The sequence below is a fragment of the Clostridium sp. HBUAS56010 genome, from assembly GCF_007115105.1.
Lineage (GTDB): Bacteria > Bacillota > Clostridia > Lachnospirales > Lachnospiraceae > Lacrimispora.
In genome coordinates, this window is sequence record NZ_SULJ01000012.1 from 1 (window position 1) to 19683 (window position 19683).

At 41.2% G+C, this 19683-nt stretch carries 17 protein-coding genes and 9 tRNA genes; 22 read left to right on the forward strand and 4 right to left on the reverse strand.

Features of this window, described 5'->3' with window-relative positions; genetic code table 11:
* Positions 1 to 188: 188 nt before the first annotated feature.
* From FAY33_RS15790 to FAY33_RS15870, 17 genes are all read left to right on the forward strand, one after another.
* A tRNA-Asn gene (locus FAY33_RS15790) sits at positions 189 to 260 on the forward strand.
* Between the two features lie 48 nt (positions 261 to 308).
* A tRNA-Glu gene (locus FAY33_RS15795) sits at positions 309 to 380 on the forward strand.
* Positions 381 to 386: 6 nt separating this feature from the next.
* Positions 387 to 459 (forward strand) — tRNA-Thr (locus FAY33_RS15800).
* A 38-nt stretch (positions 460 to 497) separates the two neighbouring features.
* Positions 498 to 571, forward strand: a tRNA-Ile gene (locus FAY33_RS15805).
* Between the two features lie 29 nt (positions 572 to 600).
* A tRNA-Asp gene (locus tag FAY33_RS15810) sits at positions 601 to 674 on the forward strand.
* Between the two features lie 64 nt (positions 675 to 738).
* A tRNA-Val gene (locus FAY33_RS15815) sits at positions 739 to 811 on the forward strand.
* A gap of 23 nt (positions 812 to 834) precedes the next feature.
* Positions 835 to 920, forward strand: a tRNA-Leu gene (locus FAY33_RS15820).
* A gap of 29 nt (positions 921 to 949) precedes the next feature.
* Positions 950 to 1023: transfer RNA gene (locus FAY33_RS15825), tRNA-Arg, on the forward strand.
* Between the two features lie 173 nt (positions 1024 to 1196).
* Positions 1197 to 1270, forward strand: a tRNA-Arg gene (locus FAY33_RS15830).
* Positions 1271 to 1640: 370 nt separating this feature from the next.
* On the forward strand, positions 1641 to 2438 hold the full coding sequence (locus FAY33_RS15835; protein WP_143322202.1) for a serine hydrolase: 798 nt from the start codon (positions 1641 to 1643) through the stop codon (positions 2436 to 2438).
* 551 nt (positions 2439 to 2989) lie between these two features.
* Positions 2990 to 4921, forward strand: a complete 1932-nt coding sequence (locus tag FAY33_RS15840; RefSeq protein ID WP_143322203.1) for a peptide ABC transporter substrate-binding protein — start codon at positions 2990 to 2992, stop codon at positions 4919 to 4921.
* Between the two features lie 34 nt (positions 4922 to 4955).
* Positions 4956 to 5897, forward strand: a complete 942-nt coding sequence (locus FAY33_RS15845; protein WP_143322204.1) for an ABC transporter permease — start codon at positions 4956 to 4958, stop codon at positions 5895 to 5897.
* On the forward strand, positions 5897 to 6880 hold the full coding sequence (locus tag FAY33_RS15850; RefSeq protein ID WP_143322316.1) for an ABC transporter permease: 984 nt from the start codon (positions 5897 to 5899) through the stop codon (positions 6878 to 6880). Before FAY33_RS15845 ends, FAY33_RS15850 begins: the two co-directional genes overlap by 1 nt.
* 11 nt (positions 6881 to 6891) lie before the next feature.
* Entirely contained in the window at positions 6892 to 7947 is a 1056-nt protein-coding gene (locus FAY33_RS15855; RefSeq protein ID WP_143322205.1) for an ABC transporter ATP-binding protein, read from the forward strand.
* On the forward strand, positions 7947 to 8879 hold the full coding sequence (locus tag FAY33_RS15860; protein WP_185967662.1) for an ATP-binding cassette domain-containing protein: 933 nt from the start codon (positions 7947 to 7949) through the stop codon (positions 8877 to 8879). Before FAY33_RS15855 ends, FAY33_RS15860 begins: the two co-directional genes overlap by 1 nt.
* A gap of 23 nt (positions 8880 to 8902) precedes the next feature.
* Positions 8903 to 9793, forward strand: coding sequence for a C40 family peptidase (locus FAY33_RS15865; protein WP_143322207.1), 891 nt, complete (start codon positions 8903 to 8905; stop codon positions 9791 to 9793).
* A gap of 26 nt (positions 9794 to 9819) precedes the next feature.
* Positions 9820 to 10665 carry a serine hydrolase gene (locus FAY33_RS15870; protein ID WP_143322208.1) on the forward strand — a complete coding sequence of 282 codons (846 nt, stop codon included), beginning with the start codon at positions 9820 to 9822 and terminating at the stop codon, positions 10663 to 10665.
* 3 nt (positions 10666 to 10668) lie between these two features.
* Here FAY33_RS15870 and FAY33_RS15875 read toward each other — a convergent pair whose 3' ends face one another.
* Complete coding sequence (locus FAY33_RS15875; protein WP_143322209.1) at positions 10669 to 11340, reverse strand: YjjG family noncanonical pyrimidine nucleotidase; 672 nt, start codon at positions 11338 to 11340, stop codon at positions 10669 to 10671.
* 270 nt (positions 11341 to 11610) lie between these two features.
* Positions 11611 to 12171 (reverse strand): tyrosine-type recombinase/integrase, encoded by a 561-nt coding sequence (locus FAY33_RS15880; RefSeq protein WP_143322210.1) that lies wholly within the window; start codon positions 12169 to 12171, stop codon positions 11611 to 11613.
* 140 nt (positions 12172 to 12311) lie between these two features.
* Here FAY33_RS15880 and FAY33_RS15885 point away from each other — a divergent pair, with 140 nt between their 5' ends.
* The 5 genes from FAY33_RS15885 (at position 12312) to glyA (ending at position 17450) form a co-directional block, all read left to right on the forward strand.
* Positions 12312 to 13001, forward strand: a complete 690-nt coding sequence (locus FAY33_RS15885) for an HD domain-containing phosphohydrolase (RefSeq protein WP_143322211.1) — start codon at positions 12312 to 12314, stop codon at positions 12999 to 13001.
* Between the two features lie 6 nt (positions 13002 to 13007).
* Positions 13008 to 13508 carry a hypothetical protein gene (locus tag FAY33_RS15890; RefSeq protein ID WP_143322212.1) on the forward strand — a complete coding sequence of 167 codons (501 nt, stop codon included), beginning with the start codon at positions 13008 to 13010 and terminating at the stop codon, positions 13506 to 13508.
* Positions 13509 to 13640: 132 nt separating this feature from the next.
* A complete protein-coding gene (locus FAY33_RS15895; protein ID WP_243126799.1) occupies positions 13641 to 14360 on the forward strand; it encodes a SprT family zinc-dependent metalloprotease in 720 nt (239 codons plus the stop codon).
* Positions 14361 to 14398: 38 nt separating this feature from the next.
* Positions 14399 to 16117, forward strand: coding sequence for a single-stranded-DNA-specific exonuclease RecJ (gene recJ / locus FAY33_RS15900; protein WP_143322214.1), 1719 nt, complete (start codon positions 14399 to 14401; stop codon positions 16115 to 16117).
* Between the two features lie 85 nt (positions 16118 to 16202).
* Positions 16203 to 17450, forward strand: coding sequence for a serine hydroxymethyltransferase (gene glyA, locus FAY33_RS15905; protein ID WP_143322215.1), 1248 nt, complete (start codon positions 16203 to 16205; stop codon positions 17448 to 17450).
* Between the two features lie 99 nt (positions 17451 to 17549).
* Here the strand turns inward: glyA and FAY33_RS15910 are convergent, their stop codons facing one another.
* Both FAY33_RS15910 and FAY33_RS15915 read right to left on the reverse strand, forming a co-directional pair.
* On the reverse strand, positions 17550 to 17720 hold the full coding sequence (locus FAY33_RS15910; RefSeq protein WP_143322216.1) for a DUF1540 domain-containing protein: 171 nt from the start codon (positions 17718 to 17720) through the stop codon (positions 17550 to 17552).
* A gap of 211 nt (positions 17721 to 17931) precedes the next feature.
* Positions 17932 to 19356 (reverse strand): cell wall-binding protein, encoded by a 1425-nt coding sequence (locus FAY33_RS15915; RefSeq protein WP_143322217.1) that lies wholly within the window; start codon positions 19354 to 19356, stop codon positions 17932 to 17934.
* Positions 19357 to 19683: the final 327 nt, after the last annotated feature.

A 19683-nucleotide genomic window follows, 5' to 3' on the forward strand; every position in this document is an offset into this window, starting at 1 on the left:
CAGGTTGGTTTAGGTCGCCAGAGCACTTAACGAGTTATTCAACGAGTTTAGTGCGAGGCATATCAAAACACTTAGCGAGGTATTATCGAGCTTAGTATTTTGATAAAGAGGAAGAACGGATGAAGAAGATATATAACAATGTGTGGTTTTGAGGGTATATGCCTCAATCGTTGCAGTAATGCAATAATCCTCGATAGCTCAGTCGGTAGAGCAACCGGCTGTTAACCGTTGGGTCGTTGGTTCCTGTCCTACTCGGGGTGTTCGTAATACTCTGGCAAAAGACTGTGAGGAAAGCGAAAAGAGAAGTTGGCCCCATGGTCAAGCGGTTAAGACATCGCCCTTTCACGGCGGTAACACGAGTTCGAATCTCGTTGGGGTCATTGAATGCCGATGTGGCTCAATTGGCAGAGCAGCTGATTTGTAATCAGCAGGTTATCGGTTCGAGTCCGATCATCGGCTTCACAAAAAACTAAATATATATCAGATCATTATGTTTAGGACCTTTAGCTCAGTTGGTTAGAGCAACCGGCTCATAACCGGTCGGTCCTGGGTTCGAGTCCCCGAAGGTCCACTAACACTGAACTAAATATTTGATAATCTGGCCTGGTGGCTCAGCTGGTTAGAGCGCCGCCCTGTCACGGCGGAGGTCGTGGGTTCGAATCCCATCCGGGTCGTTCTGTATACATATACAGACTTTATAACCAGCAGATAAGCTTAATTGTTTATCGCAACATTTATGGGATCTTAGCTCAGCTGGGAGAGCATCTGCCTTACAAGCAGAGGGTCATAGGTTCGAGCCCTATAGGTCCCATTTCCATGAGAAATCATGAGAATGCCGGCGTGGCGGAACTGGCAGACGCACAGGACTTAAAATCCTGCGGGCTTAATCGCCCGTACCGGTTCGATTCCGGTCGCCGGCATTTGTCTAACGAGACAAATAATTGAATATGTGTGTGTAGCTCAGCTGGATAGAGCACTTGGCTACGGACCAAGGTGTCGGGAGTTCGAATCTTCTCACGCACGTAGCTAGAACTTTTAAAGTTCTTAAAAGAGACATTCTTTATAGAGTGTCTCTTTTATTATATAAACTATCATATTGGTAATAGAAAGTGAATACAAGATTATGCTGATGGAATATCAGCTTTACACTTTACAAATAGATCAATTAGGTGTATAGTAACCTTTGTACAAAGGATGCGTTGGTAGCTCAGCTGGATAGAGCGTCTGGCTACGGACCAGAAGGCCGCGAGTTCGAATCTTGTCCAGCGCATGTGAAGAACAGTTTTATGAATTTTAAGACTGTTCTTTTTTTGTTGTAAATTAAGAATGTCAAAAGTTAAGATTGACTGTTAGAGAAAGATGCAGGCAAAAAATAGTAATAATGAGTATATGTTACTAATAAATTAAATATAGACAGGCTATTTTTGAAAAAATATATATTAAAAAAAAACTTGATTTTTTTCTATATTTTATTCTACTAATTATAGAATAAAATTTTATATTCCGACGCGATGAGGCAACTGCAGGCTATTGATACAGTGCCTCTTTTTTGTATCTGGTTCTTTGGTTAGCTTGTCAAGTGCATTGAATAGAAGTGATTGTTGGATAGAAGTAGTTGTTGAAAGGAGTGATGAGAAACAATGGTATCTAAAATTATAAAAAGATTGGAACAGCTACCTGGAAAAATAGGGTTTTATTATGAGAATTTAAATACAGAGGATGTGATTTTCTATAAAGACCAGGAGCCTTTTTTGGCAGCAAGTGTAATAAAACTATTTATTATGGCTGTGGCATTTGAGCAGTTGGAAAGGGGAGACTACAATTGCAAGATGCTGTTTTCCATAAAACAAAAGGATTGCGTTCCATCGTGTGGTGCTCTTACCTATCTGCATGAGGGAATTGAAGTAACGGTAATGGATCTGATCACACTGATGATTATTTTCAGTGATAATACGGCAACGAATGTATTGATTGAACACATGGGAATAGAAGAGATTAACACAGCCATTAAGAGGTTTGGATTTGAGAAAACGGTACTTCGCAGAAAGATGTTTGATCTGGAGAAAGCAAGGAACGGAATTGAAAATTATATTACGGTTGGAGAAGTAGGAAAACTGTTAAAAATAATGTACGCTGGAACGTTAATCAGTAAGCAGGCTAGTGAGAAAATGCTATCAATTATGAAAAACCAGCAGTTAACAGGTAAAATTCCTTTTTATCTAAAAGCACTTTCCCACATGCCAGAGATTGCTCATAAAACAGGCGAAGATATGGGAATCAGCCATGATGTAGGAATTATTTATGGAAAAAACCCTTTTATTGTTTGTTTCTGTGGAAATGAGACAGACACTCCCCGCTTTGAAAGGGTTATGGCGGATATTTCCTTGGAATTATATAAGGTACATAACTCAGGACATGAAAAAACAGATTTTATATGAGATAAGGATTGGAATATATAAATTGGAATAGAAAGAGTAATATAGAGAGAGCAATATAGAAGGATCAATATAGGGAGAGCAATATAGAAGGATCAATATAGAAAATCAATATAGAAAGATTAATCGAAAGAGCAATATAGAAAGATCAATAGAAAATCAATAGAAAAAAGTAAAGAAAAATAATTAAAAAAGGAATACAAAATAGCCCAAAAACATGATAAGAAAATTAATATAAATATAAGATCATAGATTTGGGATGAAAAGATTGGGATGAAAAGATTGAGATGGAAAAGTTGTGATGAGAGGATTAAGGTGGAAGGATTGGAAAGATGAATCCACGTCAAAGAGTCGAGGTGGAATAAGAGGGAAAATATTGAGAGGATCAGTTTTAAGTGGCAAATTTTATTATAGTTGAACATAAAATAAAAGAACAGGGATTCAAAGTAAAGTTTGATTTATTCAAGACTATTATTTTAAGACTATTATTTCAAGATTATTATTTCAGAATTATTTTTTCAAGATTAATAAATCAGGATAATGGAGGAAAGTGAATGAAAAAAGGAAAATTTATGGCAGGAATACTCTGTGTGGTGATTGCAGTGTCTACTATATTAAGCGGCTGCGGAGCAAAGAAACCAGGGGATCAGGAATCTAAAGGAGTAAATGGAAAGGGTTCAGTTCAGGAAGCAAATCAGGCGGTATACACGAAGTTATATGGAGCGGAAGCTGCAACCTTGAATTATCTGGTTTCGTCCTCGGAGGGGGACTATAAGATTGGGGCAAATTGTGTTGATACATTGGTAGAGTATGACAGCAAAGGGCAGATTAAGCCGGGGCTTGCATTGGACTGGAGTTTTGACGATTCTACGATGACATGGACATTTCATCTGAGGGAAGCAAAATGGGTTGATCATACTGGAAAAGAAGTGGCAGAAGTTACCGCTCAGGATTTTGTTGATGCAATGAAATATCAGTTGACACCTGAAAATGAAAGCTCCAATGTCCAGAATCTGTTTGGTATCATTGCCAATGCAGATCAGTATTACAATGGACTGGTTTATCAGGGCGGCAAAGATGAGAATGAAACGGTGTGGGACCAGATTGATTTTTCTGAGGTAGGAGTGAAGGCAATTGATGCCCATACACTTACCTATACATTAGAACGGGAAGTACCCTATTTCCTATCTTCCTTGGCTTATATTATTTATATGCCTGCATACGGACCTCAGCTTGAGGAGCTTGGTAAAGAGTTTGGAACCGGGGCGGATAAAATGTATTACAATGGAGCTTATTATCTGGAGGAATTTTCACCTCAGGAAAAGCATGTATTAAAGAAAAATCCCTTAAACTATGATGCGGATTTTGTTTACATAAATGAAATACAGGAAATTTATAATGCAGAATACAATACCATTGGACCAGAGATGGTAAAGCGGGGGGAGATTGATTATGCGGAAATTTCTGCAGATATTCTGGATGACTGGTTACAGAATGAGGAGACAAAAAATCTGGTAAGCAGGGAGAGACCGAAAACCAGTTATTCTTACTTTTATAGTTTTAATTTTAATCCCCAGTTTGATGCGGCGTATGAACCGGATAACTGGAGAAAGGCGGTAAATAATGAGAATTTTAGAAAGGCATTGTTCTCCGGATTAAATAAGACAAAGCAGGTTGCAGTCATGGAACCGTCTAATCCGGATGATTATGTAATCCAATCCATCACACCTCCAGATTTTACATTTAATGAAGATGGAACGGATTATACAGCAGTGGGGGATGTGGCGGATTTAGGCAATACCTTTGATGAAGCAAAGGCAAAAGAATACCGGGATCTTGCAAAAGAGGAATTGGGGGCAGAAGGAGTTACGTTCCCGGTCAAGGTTCTGATGCCTTATAACCCCTCAGAAGTCAACTGGGATAAGGAATGTCAGGTGGTAAAACAGCAGATGGAGAGCCTTCTCGGCAATGATTTTATTCATGTGATTGTTGAGGCTGGTCCGGCAGATGGATTTTTGACAGAAGTGCGGAGAGGTGGGAAATATGCACTGATGAAATGCAACTGGGGAGCAGATTATGCAGACCCGGAGACCTGGACAGATCCATTTTATCAGGAAAAAGAAGAAAATGGGTATGATCCTGGATTTAAATATGGAAATATTGCAAAGGCTGTTGAAGAGGGGACACCTTCTGCTAAAGCAGCCCAGGAGTATTTTCAATTAGTGGAAGCAGCAAAAGGAATTAAAGTGGATATTAATGCACGGTATGAGGCATTTGCAAAGGCAGAGGCAAGTTTAATTGAACATGGGTTTGTATTGCCTTACAGCATTTCTGTCAGCAAATACGTGGCATCCAAATTAAATGTATTTGAGGGGCAGTACGCACCGTTTGGGGTTTCGAATCTTCGGTATAAAGGACAGCATCTTCTGGACCACTATGTTTCTATGGAAGAGTTTAAGAAAAACAGGGAAGCAGATGTAAAATAAAAGAATCGTCCAAAGAAGAGGAGACAGGAAGCTGATGGTAAAATATTTAGGTAAAAGAATTGCCCGTTCTTTTCTTACCCTGGCAATCATTTTAACGGCAGTGTTCTGCCTGCTTCGGTTTATGCCGATTGAGGGGTATTTCCAGAACTTTGATAAAATGACTTCCCAGCAGATCCAGGTTGGGTTAAAGGAAATGGGGCTTTCTGATCCCCTGCCGGTCCAGATTATTGGCTTTTTTGCAGATTTATTTCATGGGGACCTGGGGGTGTCACGGATTTATCGTGCTAATGTTCCGGTTTCCGACATATTGGCTGATAAGATTCCTGTTTCCATAAAACTTGGGGGCTGGTCCATGGTGGTATCGCTGTTGATCGGATTGCCTTTAGGTGCTTTGATGGCAAGATTCCAGCATGGTCTTGCGGATCGGATTGGAACCTTATTCATTGTTTGTATCCAGGCAGTTCCGGCTACTGTCTATTTTCTGTATATCCAGCTATATGGGACCAGTATACTAAAAGTAGGGCTTTTATTTCAGATTGATGATCCAAGATACTGGATTCTCCCCATTCTTTCCATGTCTTTGGGAAATATTGCATTTTATGGTATGTGGCTTAGGCGGTATATGGTAGATGAAAGCAACAGGGATTATGTAAAGCTGGCAAAGGCAAAAGGATTATCAGAGAATCAGATTATTGTTCGGCACATGTTCCGCAATGCCTTTGTTCCTCTGGTTCAGTACATCCCTACAGCGTTTTTAAATACTGTAATTGGATCTATCTATATCGAATCTCTTTATAGTATTCCTGGAATGGGAGGACTGCTTGTGACAGTGATAAAAAAGCATGACAATACTATGGTTCAGGGAATTGTGCTTCTCTATGCCTGTGTGGGAGTCTTAGGGCTTTTAATCGGAGATGTGCTGATGGTCATGCTGGACCCTCGGATCAGTCTGGGAAGGAAAGAGGGTGACAGGTGATGAAACAGTTTTCTTACCGGCATACAAAAGAAGCGGATCTGATGAATCACATGGAGGAATCGGAGCTGTTTTCCTTTGCAGAGTTTCAGGAGGGAGAGGCGGAGCGGACAGGGTATAGCAACTATTCCTATTGGGGCAGTACCATTCAGTCTTTTTTAAAGAACAGGGGAGCAGTTGTTTTATTTGTTCTGCTGCTTCTGCTGCTTGCATTTACATTTATTCAGCCTTATCTGCCTGGTCAACATGATCCAAATACCATTATGAATGACAGCAGTGGAATGCAGTACCGGAACGTTCCGCCTGGAAAAGGGTTTCTTCTTGGGACCAATTCCATCGGGCAGGACTTATGGGCAAGAATCTGGGCAGGAACCAGAACCTCTTTGATCATTGGATTTCTGGTTGCCATGGCAGAGGCAGTTATAGGCATTACGGTTGGTGTGATCTGGGGGTATGTGAGAAAGGCAGATTTTCTGCTTACAGAAGTTTATAATATTATTGATAACATCCCAGGTACCATTATTTTAATATTGATTTCCTATATTTTAAAACCCAGTGTACAGACTCTTGTATTTGCCATGTGTCTCACTGGCTGGATTCAGATGGCGAGATTTATAAGAAACCAGATCCTGATTATCCGGGACAGAGACTATAACGTGGCAAGCCGCTGTCTTGGAACACCGGTGAGCCGGATTGTTGTAAGGAACCTTCTGCCTTATCTGGTATCCGTAATCATGCTTCGTATGGCGCTTACCATTCCTGCTGCTATTGGAAATGAAGTGTTTATTACTTATATTGGACTGGGGCTTCCGGTGGATACTCCCAGCCTGGGGAATCTGATTAATGAAGGGCGGGTGCTGGTTACCAGTGCCGCACTGCGTTATCAGCTTTTATATCCAACTATAATTCTTTCTTTTGTTACCATATCATTTTATATCATCGGGAATGCTTTTTCTGATGCAGCTGACCCCAAAAACCATGTGTAAGGAGGAAAGAGATGGAGCGTGAGAAGATTATTTTAGGGGTAAAGGATCTGGATATCCATTTTGAACTTCGTGGAAAGACACTGCATGCAATCAGGCAGATATCTCTGGATATTTATAAAGGAGAAGTTCTGGCGATTGTAGGAGAATCGGGAAGCGGAAAGTCTGTATTTGCAAGATCTTTTATGGGCCTCCTGGAGAAAAACGGTTCTGTAGCCGGAGGAAGCATTATTTATTATGGGGCAGATGATGGGCAGGAAGTCGTTATTACCTCTATAAAAAAAGAAAAAGATTTCAGGAAAATACGGGGACGTGAAATCGCCATGATTATGCAGGACCCTATGACCAGCTTAAATCCCCTCAGAACCATCGGAAGTCAGATTATGGAGGCTGTTGTGCTCCATCAGAAGGTAGGACGCTTAGAGGCAATTAAGAGAACCTTTCAGTATCTGGAGGATGTGGGAATAGAGGAACCGGAGATCCGGTTTGAGCAGTATCCTCATGAATTTTCGGGTGGAATGAGGCAGAGAGTGGTCATTGCCATTGCAATAGCATGTAATCCTAAGATTTTAATTTGCGATGAACCCACAACGGCTCTTGATGTGACTATTCAGGCACAGATTCTTGATCTGATTAAAAACCTGCGTTATAAATATGGTCTTTCTGTTATTTTCATCACTCATGACCTGGGAGTGGTTGCAAACATTGCTGACCGGGTAGCAGTGATGTATGCCGGAGATATTGTGGAAATCGGGACAAGTGATGAGATTTTTTATGATCCAAGACATCCATATACCTGGGCACTTTTATCCTCTCTTCCTCAGGCAGGGCAGAAGGGGGAGGCGCTTTTTTCCATTCCCGGAACTCCTCCCAGTCTTTATACTGCCATAGAAGGGGATGCATTCGCACCTCGCAATCCAAAAGCACTAAATATTGATTTTGTAAAACGTCCTCCTGCATTTTTCGTGTCTGCTACCCACAAAGTAAAGACCTGGCTTTCAGATCCAAGAGCGCCAAAGGTACCTTTGCCGTCTGCGGTTGAGAAAATCAGAAGGGGAGGTATGATGTGATGGAACGGGAAATATTATTGGAAGTGAAAAATTTGAGTGTGGCATTTGGAGAACGGAAAAAAGCTTATTATGCAGTAAAAAGTGTGAATTTTCAAATATATAAAGGGGAGACACTGGGACTTGTAGGGGAATCGGGATCTGGAAAAACCACCATTGGGCGTGCAATTATGCGGATTGTAAAGGCTTCAGGGGGAGAAATCCGGTACAAGGGAGAGAAAATCAATGGGGATATTTCCAGGCAACTGGATCATAAGGTGATTAGAGAGATTCAGATGATTTTCCAGGATCCTCAGGCGTCTTTAAACGAAAGAGCCAAGGTAGATTATATTATCAGTGAGGGGCTGATGAATTTAGAGCCGGAACTCAGTAAAAGGCAGCGGAAATGGCGGGTGGAGCAGGCTCTTTGTGACGTAGGTCTGCTGCCTGATTTTGCAGGACGTTTTCCTCATGAGTTTTCAGGCGGGCAGAGACAGAGGATTGGAATTGCAAGAGCATTAATCATGAATCCGGATTTTATTATTGCGGATGAACCAATCTCTGCTTTGGATGTATCGGTAAGGGCACAGGTGTTAAATCTTCTGAATGAGATGAAGAAAAGGAAACAGATTACCTATCTGTTCATTGCGCATGATCTGTCTGTGATGCGGTTTATTACAGACAGGATTGCCGTGATCAGGAAAGGGGAGATTGTGGAGATGGCAGAAACAGAAGAACTGGTTACCCACGCCATTCATCCTTATACGAGAGCACTTTTATCTGCAATTCCCATGCCTGATCCAAGGAGGGAAAGAAATAAGAAGCTTGTGATTTATAATCCGTCTGTACATGATTACTCTGAGGATAAACCATTTTGGCAGGAAATTCGTCCGGATCATTTTGTGCTTGCAAATCAAAAAGAAGGGGAAGACTATAGAAAGCGGTATAGAAATTAGGTTCCCAATCAGAAAGGAGTTTCATGGAGCTGTTTGGAGTGATAAATAAACCGGTAGTAACTCTGTGGGAATTGCCGGGAGAAAGTAAGGAGAATCCGCATGGAGAGGAAATCTCTGCTATCGCTGATGAAGTTTTATATGGAATGGGTCTAAAGATCACTGGAGATCTGATTGGAGGATATTATCCGGCAGAAACGTTCTACGGATATTCTGGTTTTGTCAGAGAAGAAGAGATAAAAGTCCTTTCCCTGGCGGAGATAAAAGAATATGAAGCAAGTGGACTGATGGTTGTTGACAGAAGTCATGGAGATGTGCTGTCCTTGCCCAGAGTGCAGGGAGTCCGCCTTCTCACACTTCCAAGGGGAGCGGTAATAAAAGCAGGAGCGTCTGATCCGGGCCATGAAGGCTGGCTGGCAGCAGAACTTCTCAATGGAGAGAAGGGGTATATACGAAAAGAGGATGTGAGAAGAAAAGAATTTTCTCAGGAAATGTTGTGGACGAATGTTCTGCCTCAGAAAGAAATTGCGGATGAAATAAAGTTTCGAAAGGCAGTTGTGGAAGATGCCTTAAAATATCTGGGAACCCAGTATCGCTGGGGAGGAAGATCGGCAGATGGAATTGACTGTTCTGGGCTTACCTCGGAGAGTTATCTGCTTAATGGAGTTCTGATTTTCCGGGATGCAAAAATAAAATCAGGATTTCCGGTTCATGAGATTGCAAAGGAAGCAATGATGCCAGGGGATCTGATGTATTTTCCAGGTCACATTGCCATGTATCTGGGAGATGGTGCTTATATTCATTCAACAGGAAAAGCAGGGAGAAGTGGGGTAAGAATCAATAGCCTCAATCCTTCTGCCAAAGATTACCGTAAAGATCTGGCAGAAAGCTGGTACGCTTCTGGCAGTATATTTTAGTTCAGTCTGATGAAATGGAGGATCATATGGATTCCAGGCTCACATTGGAAAAAAGAGTGGAAGCAGAAATAAAAAGCTATGATGGATTCATGGGAATTTATCTTGATGATTTTCATGGAAATGTAGTGAAAGTACATGCAGATGAAACCTTTGAAACGGCAAGTGCCATTAAAACTCTGATTCTTGCCAGTTTATTTGATGAGGCAGAGAAAGGAAATGCTTCTCTTACTGATATGCTGAAATATAAGGAAGAGCATATCGTTGAGGGAAGTGGTGTGCTTTCAGCATTAACGCCGGGGGCAGTTCTCCGTGTTATTGATGCGGCAACTTTTATGATTATAGTAAGTGATAACATTGCAACCAATATGCTGATTGATTATCTGGGAATTGATACCATTAACAACTGTATAAAAAGGCTTGGATGCAAGGATACCATACTTTATAATCCCATCCATTTTGAGCAGTACAAAAGACTGGGAACCAGTACACCGGCGGATTATGCAAGTGTGTTTATCCGGCTGGCAAAAGGAGAGCTGATCAGTACCGGTGCAGACAGCCAGATGCTTGAGATCTTAAAACAGCAGCATTACAACAGCATGATTACAAAGGACTTTCCTCCGTATTTTATGGACAGTGACAATACAGATGATGTATTAATAACGGTGGCATCAAAAAGCGGAAGCATGGATGGATGCAGAAATGACGGAGGAATTGTATTCACTCCCTATGGACCTTATGTAATTGTAATGTTCCATAAACAATTCTCCGATGCCATGTATTATCCGGGACACCCTGCCATGGTATTCGGAGCAAGGGTATCCCGGATGATCCTTGACCAGTATCTGGCACTGGAAGGAAGATTCTATCAATAAATGTTACAGGGAAAGAAGCTCCCTCAAATCAGAGATGGTATGAGTTGCCTTTAAAGAGGGATTGTTTCCTGTTGGGGAGTAAAGACAGGAAGCAATTCCAGAATTAAGAGCACCCTGTATGTCAGAAGTCAGGCTGTCTCCAACCATAATCGTTGTGGTTTTATTAAAATCTTTGATATTATTAAAACAATGGTCAAAGAAACCGATATTTGGTTTTTCAAATCCCACTTTTTCTGAGATAAACATACCTTCAAAGTAGTGAAAAAGACCGGCGATTTTCAAACGTCTGATCTGGGTTGCGTACACACCATTAGAGGCAGAATAAAGTTTTTTTCCAGCGTCTTTTAAACAGCGGAGCACTTCTTCGGCATTGGGCATCATCTCTTTGCCATCGCTAAGATGGTTCTGAAAACGGTGCTCTGCTTCAGAAGGATTAATGTCCAGTTCCAGAGAGGAAAAAAATTCCCTGAACCGTCCTGTCAATATGGTGGGTTTATCAATCTTGCCCTGCTCCAGCAGATTCCATAAATTTTTATTGATCTCCTTATAGCGGGTAAATAAATCTTCCTGGAATGGAATGTCGTAGGATTCCATGAGTTTCCGAAAGCTCTCTTGTTCAGCGGCATCAAAGTTAAGCAGTGTATTATCAATATCCAGTAAGTAAAACTCATACATGGGTCATTCCTCCAGTGTAAATAACATTTTAGTCATTATATCATACTCCCGTAAGCAGGGGCAAATAGTTCTGCAATCTTGTTGGAGTGGGATATTTATCCATTTGAATACTTTTCACCAGATTGTCCTATGATAACACATGTAATATGTTTAAATTCACCATAAAAATGCAACAATATATAGATATTGTTGTATTTTATAATAAATATTATAGGTAATAATAACTGTTGTGTCAATAATATGTGTTTTTTTCTGCTTATTTCTCCAATTCTATAGTTGAACAAGGGCATAAAGCTCATCTTTTTCATCTTGATTAATTCCAATATAACGTAGTGTTACTCTGGGGGAACTGTGATTAAAGGTATCCATAATCAATCCAATATTGTACTGTGACATCCGGTAAGTCCAGTACCCCCAGGTTTTTCTAAGGCTGTGTGTTCCAAAGTTTTCAATATCAAGTGAACAGGCTGTCTGTTTGAGAACCCTGTATATCTGAATTCGCCCCACATATCCCCCTTTCTGACTGGGAAAGAGGTAATCATCGCAGGTTAAGGATTTTTTCAGGACATAATCGCGTAAGGTATTTCTTAAGGTCTCGTTAAGTTTGATTTTCTTTTGTTTTCCTGTCTTTTTTTCTGTTAATGCAAAGTAATCTTTAAAATGTTCCTCATCCAGAAAGATATCAGATACCCGAATGGATATGATGTCGCTGATTCGCAATCCTGTGTTGATTCCAAATTTAAAAATTACCGCATATTTGGGATTCCTGCTATAGAGGAGGCTGTACATTTGTGATATTTTTCCCTTTTCCCGTATTGGCTCTACTGTCATTTTTTGTTCCTCCATTTTATTTTCTTACTAAACCGTAAGCAAAAATTGTCCAATATACAATAATACACTGAAAGAAGTAAGAAACGCAACAATATCTATAGAGTGTTACATTTGAAAGACAAAAGAGAGCAGGTGACAAGATGAGCAGCAATCATTGGGCTGATAATCATTGGAAAGAAACCAGGTGCCTGGTGAAGCTAAAAAAAGAAACGGAATCCAGTAACCAGAAAGTGCTTGATGAGGCATATAAAGTGATGAATCAGATTTTATATGAGTCGGATCAGGAACCATGGAGTGAGTATATTAATACATTAACGCTAAAAAGTGATGAACTATATCCTCATTCACTGGATGTTGCATTGTTATCCCTTATGATGGGAGCGGAGCTTAATTATTCTGAAAAGACTTTAATGGAAATTGCTCTGGGAGCCTTGTTTCATGATATTGGAAAACGTCTGATCTCAAAACGGATTTTAAACATCTCTGGAAAGCGGACCAGGGAGGAGGAGGCGATTTTCCAGAAGCACTGTGTTCTTGGTGTCCGTTATGTCTCTGGAAGTGCGTTGCCGGAAAGCAGCAGGGACATTATTCTGCAGCATCATGAGAGAATGGATGGAAGCGGGTATCCCTGGAAACTGACGGAGGAAAAGATCAATGAATACACGAAGATTGTTATGGTTGCAGATATGTATGATTATTTTACCACAAGTCATTCAATGAGGTCCTGGGAAGCATTCCGGCTGATACGGGGGGAGCGTTCTTCCTATCCGCAGAACTATGTAAATGTACTGGAGAGAGTGATTGACCGGTTTGATACGGAAAGGGGATAGAACGAAATGATAAATAGAAAACAGATTCACAAAGCCTGTACATTCATGACAAGAGCAGTCAGAATCAGTACAATGCTTGTCTGCATACACGGCAGAAAAGAAGGTGCTCTTTATGGCGAGATTCTTAATTGTTATATGGAATATCCGGTTCCTTTTAAAAATGAAGGAGAAATGATCCTTCGGATTGATGAAATGTGTGACTGGATCGGAACCCCTCACCCCTCAACGGAACCCAGATTTTTAAATGATGCCATGGAAAAAGAATTTATGGAGCACAGAAAATTAAAAAGTAATGTTCCGATTAAGGCAAAAGTGAGGTTTCAGGACAGCAGCAGTCTGGTATCTTATTCAGTGAAAGCGAGGGCTACGATGCTGATAACCGTGGAATACCGGCTTCATTCCAGTTTGCAGGGCAGAGTGCAGGGGAAAATGACCAATGGAAAAGCAGTTGGGTTTCGCAGTGCCATGGAATTAATGCGTATGATGGAGGCAATTGTCTTTCCTTAAATTTATCAGAAATGGAGATATCTCTTGTGAATAGATGTCTCCTTTTTTTTATTTTTATGGTATAATATGATATTTGAGAGAGAAATTTAAAGCAGGGTCATTTTAGGATCCGTAAAGGTTATGGTGCAGAGAATGTCAGAAAAGAATGTTGCGTACCGGATTGTGTTTTCCAGAAGGAGCTCTATGGCAATCCAGGTAACAAAAGATGGGGAAGTTGTGGTCCGGCTGCCTGACTATGCTTCGGAGGAAGACGGGCGGAAGCTGATCCTTAAAAATAAAGAGTGGATTTACAAACAATTAGACCGGATACAGAAAAGGGCAGAAGAGAAACAGGAATTTCACTGGAGCGAAGGGGCAGGTGTACTGCTTCATGGAAAGGATATCGTCCTGCATGTAAAGGAAAGCCCTGATTTGAAAGCCCGCATTACTCTTGATTCGGAAGAGGAGATTACCGTTGCCGTTCCCTTTTTAAAAGCAGCAGGGGCGGCTGATGAGGAAGAAGTGCAAGGTGTCATGAAGCAGTGGTACAGGAAAGAGGCAAGAAGTTATTTAGAGGAGATAACCTCCTTCTGGGCGCAATGTATGAACGTATCTTATAAAAAGATTGCCATACGGGATCAGTCCACCAGATGGGGAAGCTGCAGTTCAAAAGGGAATCTGAATTTTAACTGGAAGCTTGTTCTTCTGCCCCAGACGCTGGCTGATTATGTGGTGGTTCATGAATTGTCCCATCGGATTCATATGAATCATTCCAGGGCATTCTGGAATACAGTGGCTGATGTATTGCCGGATTATCTGGTAAGAAGAAACCAGTTAAAGCTTTGGGGAGAGAAGATAGAGGGGATTTATTAGTACATAAGTCGTCATCTGGCTTGTAAGGGAGAAAAAACATGGCAGCAGAAAAATGGATGGTACAGACGAAACGGGCAGATTTTAATGAAATGGCAAAATGTCATGGTATAACTCCGGTAACTGCCAGAATTATAAGAAACCGGGATGTAATAGGAAGAGAATCCGTGGAACGATATCTTCATGGCGGTTTAAAGGATTTATACAGTCCTCATCTGCTGAAAGATATGGATATAACGGTTGACATCATAAAGAGTAAGATTAAGGACTCAAAACCCATAAGAATCGTTGGTGACTATGATATTGATGGGGTGTGTTCCACATACCTGTTATATAAGGGACTAAAAGAAGCAGGGGCAGTTGTAGATTATGAGATTCCTGACCGGATTAAGGATGGATACGGAATTAATGAATCCATTATCAGGGCAGCAGCAGCAGACGGGATTGATACCATTCTGACTTGTGATAATGGCATTGCGGCCGTGGATCAGATCAGGCTTGCAAAAGAGCTGGGGCTTACAGTCCTTATAACAGATCACCATGATATCAGAAAGGAAGAGGGCAAAGAACTTCTTCCTCCGGCAGACACCATTGTCAATCCCAAGCAGATGAGCTGTACTTATCCTTATAAAGAGATCTGCGGCGGTCTGGTGGCATATAAGCTGGTTCAGGCGTTGTATGAGTCCTGTTCCATTCCGGCAGATAAGTGCGTTGAGATGCTGGAGTTTGCTGCCATTGCTACAGTGGGAGATGTGATGAAGCTTCAGGATGAGAACAGAATCATTGTTAAGGAAGGGTTAAAGCGGATTGGCAGTACCAGAAGTTCCGGTCTGTTAAAGCTGATTGAAAAGAATAATCTGGATAAAGATGAGATGACGGCATATCAGATTGGGTTTGTAATCGGTCCCTGTTTAAATGCGGGGGGACGTCTGCAGACCGCCAAACTCGCTCTATCCCTATTGCTAAGTGAGGATGAATCAGAGACAGACCGTCTGGCGATGGAATTAAAGGATTTAAACGACCAGAGAAAGACCATGACAAAAGAAGGGACAGAGCAGGCAATGGAACAGGTGAAATCTCTCTATGCACAGGACAAGGTGCTGGTGGTCTATCTTCCTGAGTGTCACGAGTCACTGGCGGGAATCATTGCCGGCAGGCTTCGGGAGCATTTTCAAAAGCCGGCATTTGTTTTAACCGATGGGGAGGAGCATGTGAAGGGTTCAGGCCGTTCTATTGAAGCTTACCACATGTTTGATTCCCTGGTGGAGGTAAAGGACCTGCTTATAAAATTCGGAGGGCATCCTCTGGCAGCAGGGCTATCTTTAAAAAGAGAAGATGTAGATGAATTCCGCCGCCGGTTAAATCAACTGGCAAAGCTAACAGAAGATGATTTTATCCGCAAAGTGTGGATTGATGTTCCCATGCCTTTTGAGTACATCAGTGAACCATTCATTGAGGAATTGGAACGGTTAGAGCCTTTTGGGCAGGGAAATGAAAAACCTTCGTTTGCCCAGAAGGATTTATACATAAGAAGCGTAAGAGTTATGGGGAAAAATAGAAATGTTGTGAAATTTTCTCTCGCAGCCAAGGACGGAGTGCCTATGGACGGACTTTTATTCACCGATGGGGACCGGTTTATGCAGGAACTGGGAGACAGTCGGATGCTTGATGTCATTTATTATCCTGCAGTCAATGAATACAATGGAAACCGGTCTCTTCAGATTGTGATAAAGAGTTATAAGATTTCAAAGATATCCTAGAAAGCCTTGACAGAATCGGGAAGTGGCTATATAATCGACCAAAATACAAAAGTCGTAGTTTTAACGGAAAAGTGAGGGAATGGACATGGTAAATGAAGTAATGAAGTTTATTACCGGCTATGATAAGGAAGTCGGGGAAGCCATTGAGAAAGAGTGTGCACGCCAGAGAAGAAACTTAGAGCTGATCGCATCAGAGAATATTGTTTCTGAGCCGGTTATGATGGCAATGGGCACAGTACTTACGAATAAGTATGCAGAGGGATATCCTGGAAAGCGTTATTATGGTGGCTGTGAAGAAGTGGATGTGGTTGAAACCATTGCCATTGAACGTGCCAGGGAGCTTTTTGGCTGTGATTATGTCAATGTGCAGCCTCATTCCGGTGCTCAGGCGAATATGGCAGTATTTCTTGCCATGCTGAAGCCAGGGGATACAGTTATGGGAATGAACTTAAATCATGGTGGACATTTGACTCATGGAAGCCCTGTTAACTTTTCCGGTTTATATTTTAATATTGTACCTTATGGTGTTAATGATGAAGGAATTCTTGATTATGATGAGATGGAGCGTCTTGCCGTTGAGCATAAGCCAAAGCTGATTGTAGCCGGTGCAAGTGCTTATGGAAGAGCCATTGACTTTAAGAGATTCCGTGAAGTAGCGGATAAGGTGTCAGCATATTTAATGGTAGATATGGCTCATATTGCCGGTCTGGTGGCAGCCGGACTTCATGAAAGCCCCATTCCCTATGCAGACGTTGTTACCACGACTACCCATAAGACATTGCGGGGACCAAGAGGCGGAATGATTCTTGCCAATCAGGAAGCTGCTGATAAGTTTAACTTTAATAAGGCAATTTTCCCAGGAACACAGGGTGGTCCTTTAGAGCATGTTATTGCAGGAAAGGCAGTATGTCTGGGAGAGGCGTTAAAACCGGAGTTTAAGGGTTATCAGGAGCAGGTAATTAAGAACTCCAAAGCCCTGGCAGCCGCTTTAATCAAGCAGGGATTTAATATTTTGACAGGTGGAACCGATAACCACCTGATGTTAATTGATTTAAGAGGAATGGAAGTGACTGGTAAGGAGCTTCAGAACCGTTGTGATGAGGTTTATATTACTCTTAATAAGAATGCAGTACCAAACGACCCAAGAAGTCCTTTTGTTACCTCTGGTGTCCGTATCGGAACTCCAGCCATTACTTCCCGTGGTTTAAAGGAAGAAGATATGGCTAAGATTGCAGAATGTATCTGGCTTGCTGCCACTGATTTTGAGAACAAAGGCGATTACATCAGAAGTGAAGTAACAAAGATCTGTGATAAATACCCATTATATGCTTAATTCATAAAATAAAAGCTGCCTGTTGGCAGTTTTTATTTTGCATTAAAATACTGCGCAGGATCAGTGCGCAGTATTTTAGGAGGAAATCAGTATGGCTGCTTAGGCCTGGTTGCTGAAAGACATGCAGTCGGTACACTCTTTTTTTGTTGGATTCTCTTCATGAGTTCCTACTTTGATTTTGTCCAGTGTACAGTAGTCTTCACTTTTTGCGTGATAAGCGCAGTTGTCGATAGAACATTCAATACATTCATTTTTCCCGTTTACTATCATAGATAAACCCTCCTTCATTGATTGTTACGTCTATTATTGTGAACGGATTTGTCAGAATTATTATGCCAATTATTTCTTAAAATAAAAAACGGACTCTGAAAGGTGTGTGTTACCATTTCAAAGCCCGTTTTTACTTAGTGTATTAGGATGTTAGTGCATAATTATGATATTAGTGTACTGTGATGTTCATATTATGATGTAATGAATTGGATTATTTAATTTTTTCGTAACTGGATTCTTTGATAGTTCCGTCACTGTTAGTCTTGTAGTATTTCTCGTCTCCGTCTTTCACGTTTGACTTATTCTTAGCAAGTTTGCCGGAAATTCCAACTAAGTATTCTTTGCCGTTGAATTCTACTACTTTATACTTCTCATCTCTGTCAGCTTTTAACAGACGTCCCTGAATGTAAATGCTGTCATCGTTGATACCGTTGTAGCCTGCACCCTTGTTGCTTCCGGATTTGCGGAAGTTATAGGTATACTTTTCGCCATCAAGGTCGATTGTAGTCTTACCAGTAGCCATAGCACCCTCTTTTGGAGAGTTACCGAAGTAGTAAACGAAAGCTTCGTCATCTACGCCTGGGAATTCATCTTCTGTTTCAATTTCATCATAAGATGTAATATTTCTGTTTGAATCAAAGGTCAGCTTGTAAAGTCCTGCAAGCATTTCGCCTTTTTCATTAAACGCATATCTTAATCCGTTGATGGATTTGATCTGGTTTGTTACCAGGTCTCCGCTGTTATTTGCATAGAACCAGTACTCATCACCGTTTTCATTTGCTTCCTGGTCAACAGTTTCGCTTGGAACGGTTTTGAACCAGCCTTTTGCAAGCCATGACTGCTCTGGAAGGTTATAGTACTGATTTGGGTTGCTTGCAGTAGCAGCAGAAGCTTTCTCATACCATTCGGATTCAGCAGCACCGTATTCATTGAAACGGTATTTCTTGCCGTTAATGGTTTTAGAAGTATCTTTCATCTTCTTACCATTGTTGCCGAAGTAGAACCAGTAAGTGCCGTCAAAGTTATCTTTGTTATTGTCATCATCAACAACTTCGATTAATTTCCATTCGCCGCTTGCTTTTACACCGCTGTTAGCAGCTCCTAAGTAATAGGTTCCTTCTTTCCATGCATCATCACCAGTTACACGGGAAGCGTCTTCGTTTACCCAGCCAAAAAGCATTCTTCCTTCGGTATCGAAGGCATAATCGTTGACTTTACCATCTGCTGTTTTAACAGACTTGAAGCTGGTCCTTCCGGAATTTCCTGCTTTGTAAGCTTTTCCGTTACTACCGAAATAATACCAGTAAGTATCCTGACCATCTTCGTCATCAGTTTCATCAGAAGTGATTTCACGCCACTCGTTGGTTACCATAGCACCTGCGGAATTGACATAGTAGTAATTGTCATTGTCCTCAATTAATGTGCTGATTGCCATCTGGCCGTCGGAATCTAAGTAGAACCAGTTGTCTCCGGATTTTCTCCAGGTCTCTGTTGTCTGATCCCCGTTGTTATCATAATACACCCATGTATTATTTTCCTCGGTCCAGCCCTGGGCTGCAAAGGATGTCATAGAGGCACCTATGGTGAAAAGCGCAGCCGCGCAGGGAACGATCCATTTCAGTTTCTGTTTTCTCATGTGTTCAGTCTCCTTTCGTAATACCTGTTTGTTTGCCAGCGGGTTTCGCTGTTGATGTGACTTTAAACCATGGAGTAGCTCCAGGGTCAAGGCAAGTAAAAAAGGCGTAAGAATGCGTAAGAAATGCGATAAAAGTTAATACTTTTGTAATATTTCCGTATTATGGTAACAGTAAAAAGAGTAAAAAAGTTAAAAAAGTCTTTTATTATGAAAGCTTTTATAGAAAAGAAAAAACAGTTCCTTTCATTAAAAATGGAAAATTTAAGAAAATAATATGTGTATTTTATAAAAAAACACCCTGATTTGCCAGAAAAGACTGGTTCAGGA

Coding starts and splice junctions, on each gene's coding strand:
- FAY33_RS15835 (WP_143322202.1), top strand. CDS start 1,641: ATGGTATCTAAAATTATAAAAAGATTGGAACAGCTACCTGGAAAAATA.
- FAY33_RS15840 (WP_143322203.1), top strand. CDS start 2,990: ATGAAAAAAGGAAAATTTATGGCAGGAATACTCTGTGTGGTGATTGCA.
- FAY33_RS15845 (WP_143322204.1), top strand. CDS start 4,956: ATGGTAAAATATTTAGGTAAAAGAATTGCCCGTTCTTTTCTTACCCTG.
- FAY33_RS15850 (WP_143322316.1), top strand. CDS start 5,897: ATGAAACAGTTTTCTTACCGGCATACAAAAGAAGCGGATCTGATGAAT.
- FAY33_RS15855 (WP_143322205.1), top strand. CDS start 6,892: ATGGAGCGTGAGAAGATTATTTTAGGGGTAAAGGATCTGGATATCCAT.
- FAY33_RS15860 (WP_185967662.1), top strand. CDS start 7,947: ATGGAACGGGAAATATTATTGGAAGTGAAAAATTTGAGTGTGGCATTT.
- FAY33_RS15865 (WP_143322207.1), top strand. CDS start 8,903: ATGGAGCTGTTTGGAGTGATAAATAAACCGGTAGTAACTCTGTGGGAA.
- FAY33_RS15870 (WP_143322208.1), top strand. CDS start 9,820: ATGGATTCCAGGCTCACATTGGAAAAAAGAGTGGAAGCAGAAATAAAA.
- FAY33_RS15875 (WP_143322209.1), bottom strand. CDS start 11,340: ATGTATGAGTTTTACTTACTGGATATTGATAATACACTGCTTAACTTT.
- FAY33_RS15880 (WP_143322210.1), bottom strand. CDS start 12,171: ATGACAGTAGAGCCAATACGGGAAAAGGGAAAAATATCACAAATGTAC.
- FAY33_RS15885 (WP_143322211.1), top strand. CDS start 12,312: ATGAGCAGCAATCATTGGGCTGATAATCATTGGAAAGAAACCAGGTGC.
- FAY33_RS15890 (WP_143322212.1), top strand. CDS start 13,008: ATGATAAATAGAAAACAGATTCACAAAGCCTGTACATTCATGACAAGA.
- FAY33_RS15895 (WP_243126799.1), top strand. CDS start 13,641: ATGTCAGAAAAGAATGTTGCGTACCGGATTGTGTTTTCCAGAAGGAGC.
- recJ (WP_143322214.1), top strand. CDS start 14,399: ATGGCAGCAGAAAAATGGATGGTACAGACGAAACGGGCAGATTTTAAT.
- glyA (WP_143322215.1), top strand. CDS start 16,203: ATGGTAAATGAAGTAATGAAGTTTATTACCGGCTATGATAAGGAAGTC.
- FAY33_RS15910 (WP_143322216.1), bottom strand. CDS start 17,720: ATGATAGTAAACGGGAAAAATGAATGTATTGAATGTTCTATCGACAAC.
- FAY33_RS15915 (WP_143322217.1), bottom strand. CDS start 19,356: ATGAGAAAACAGAAACTGAAATGGATCGTTCCCTGCGCGGCTGCGCTT.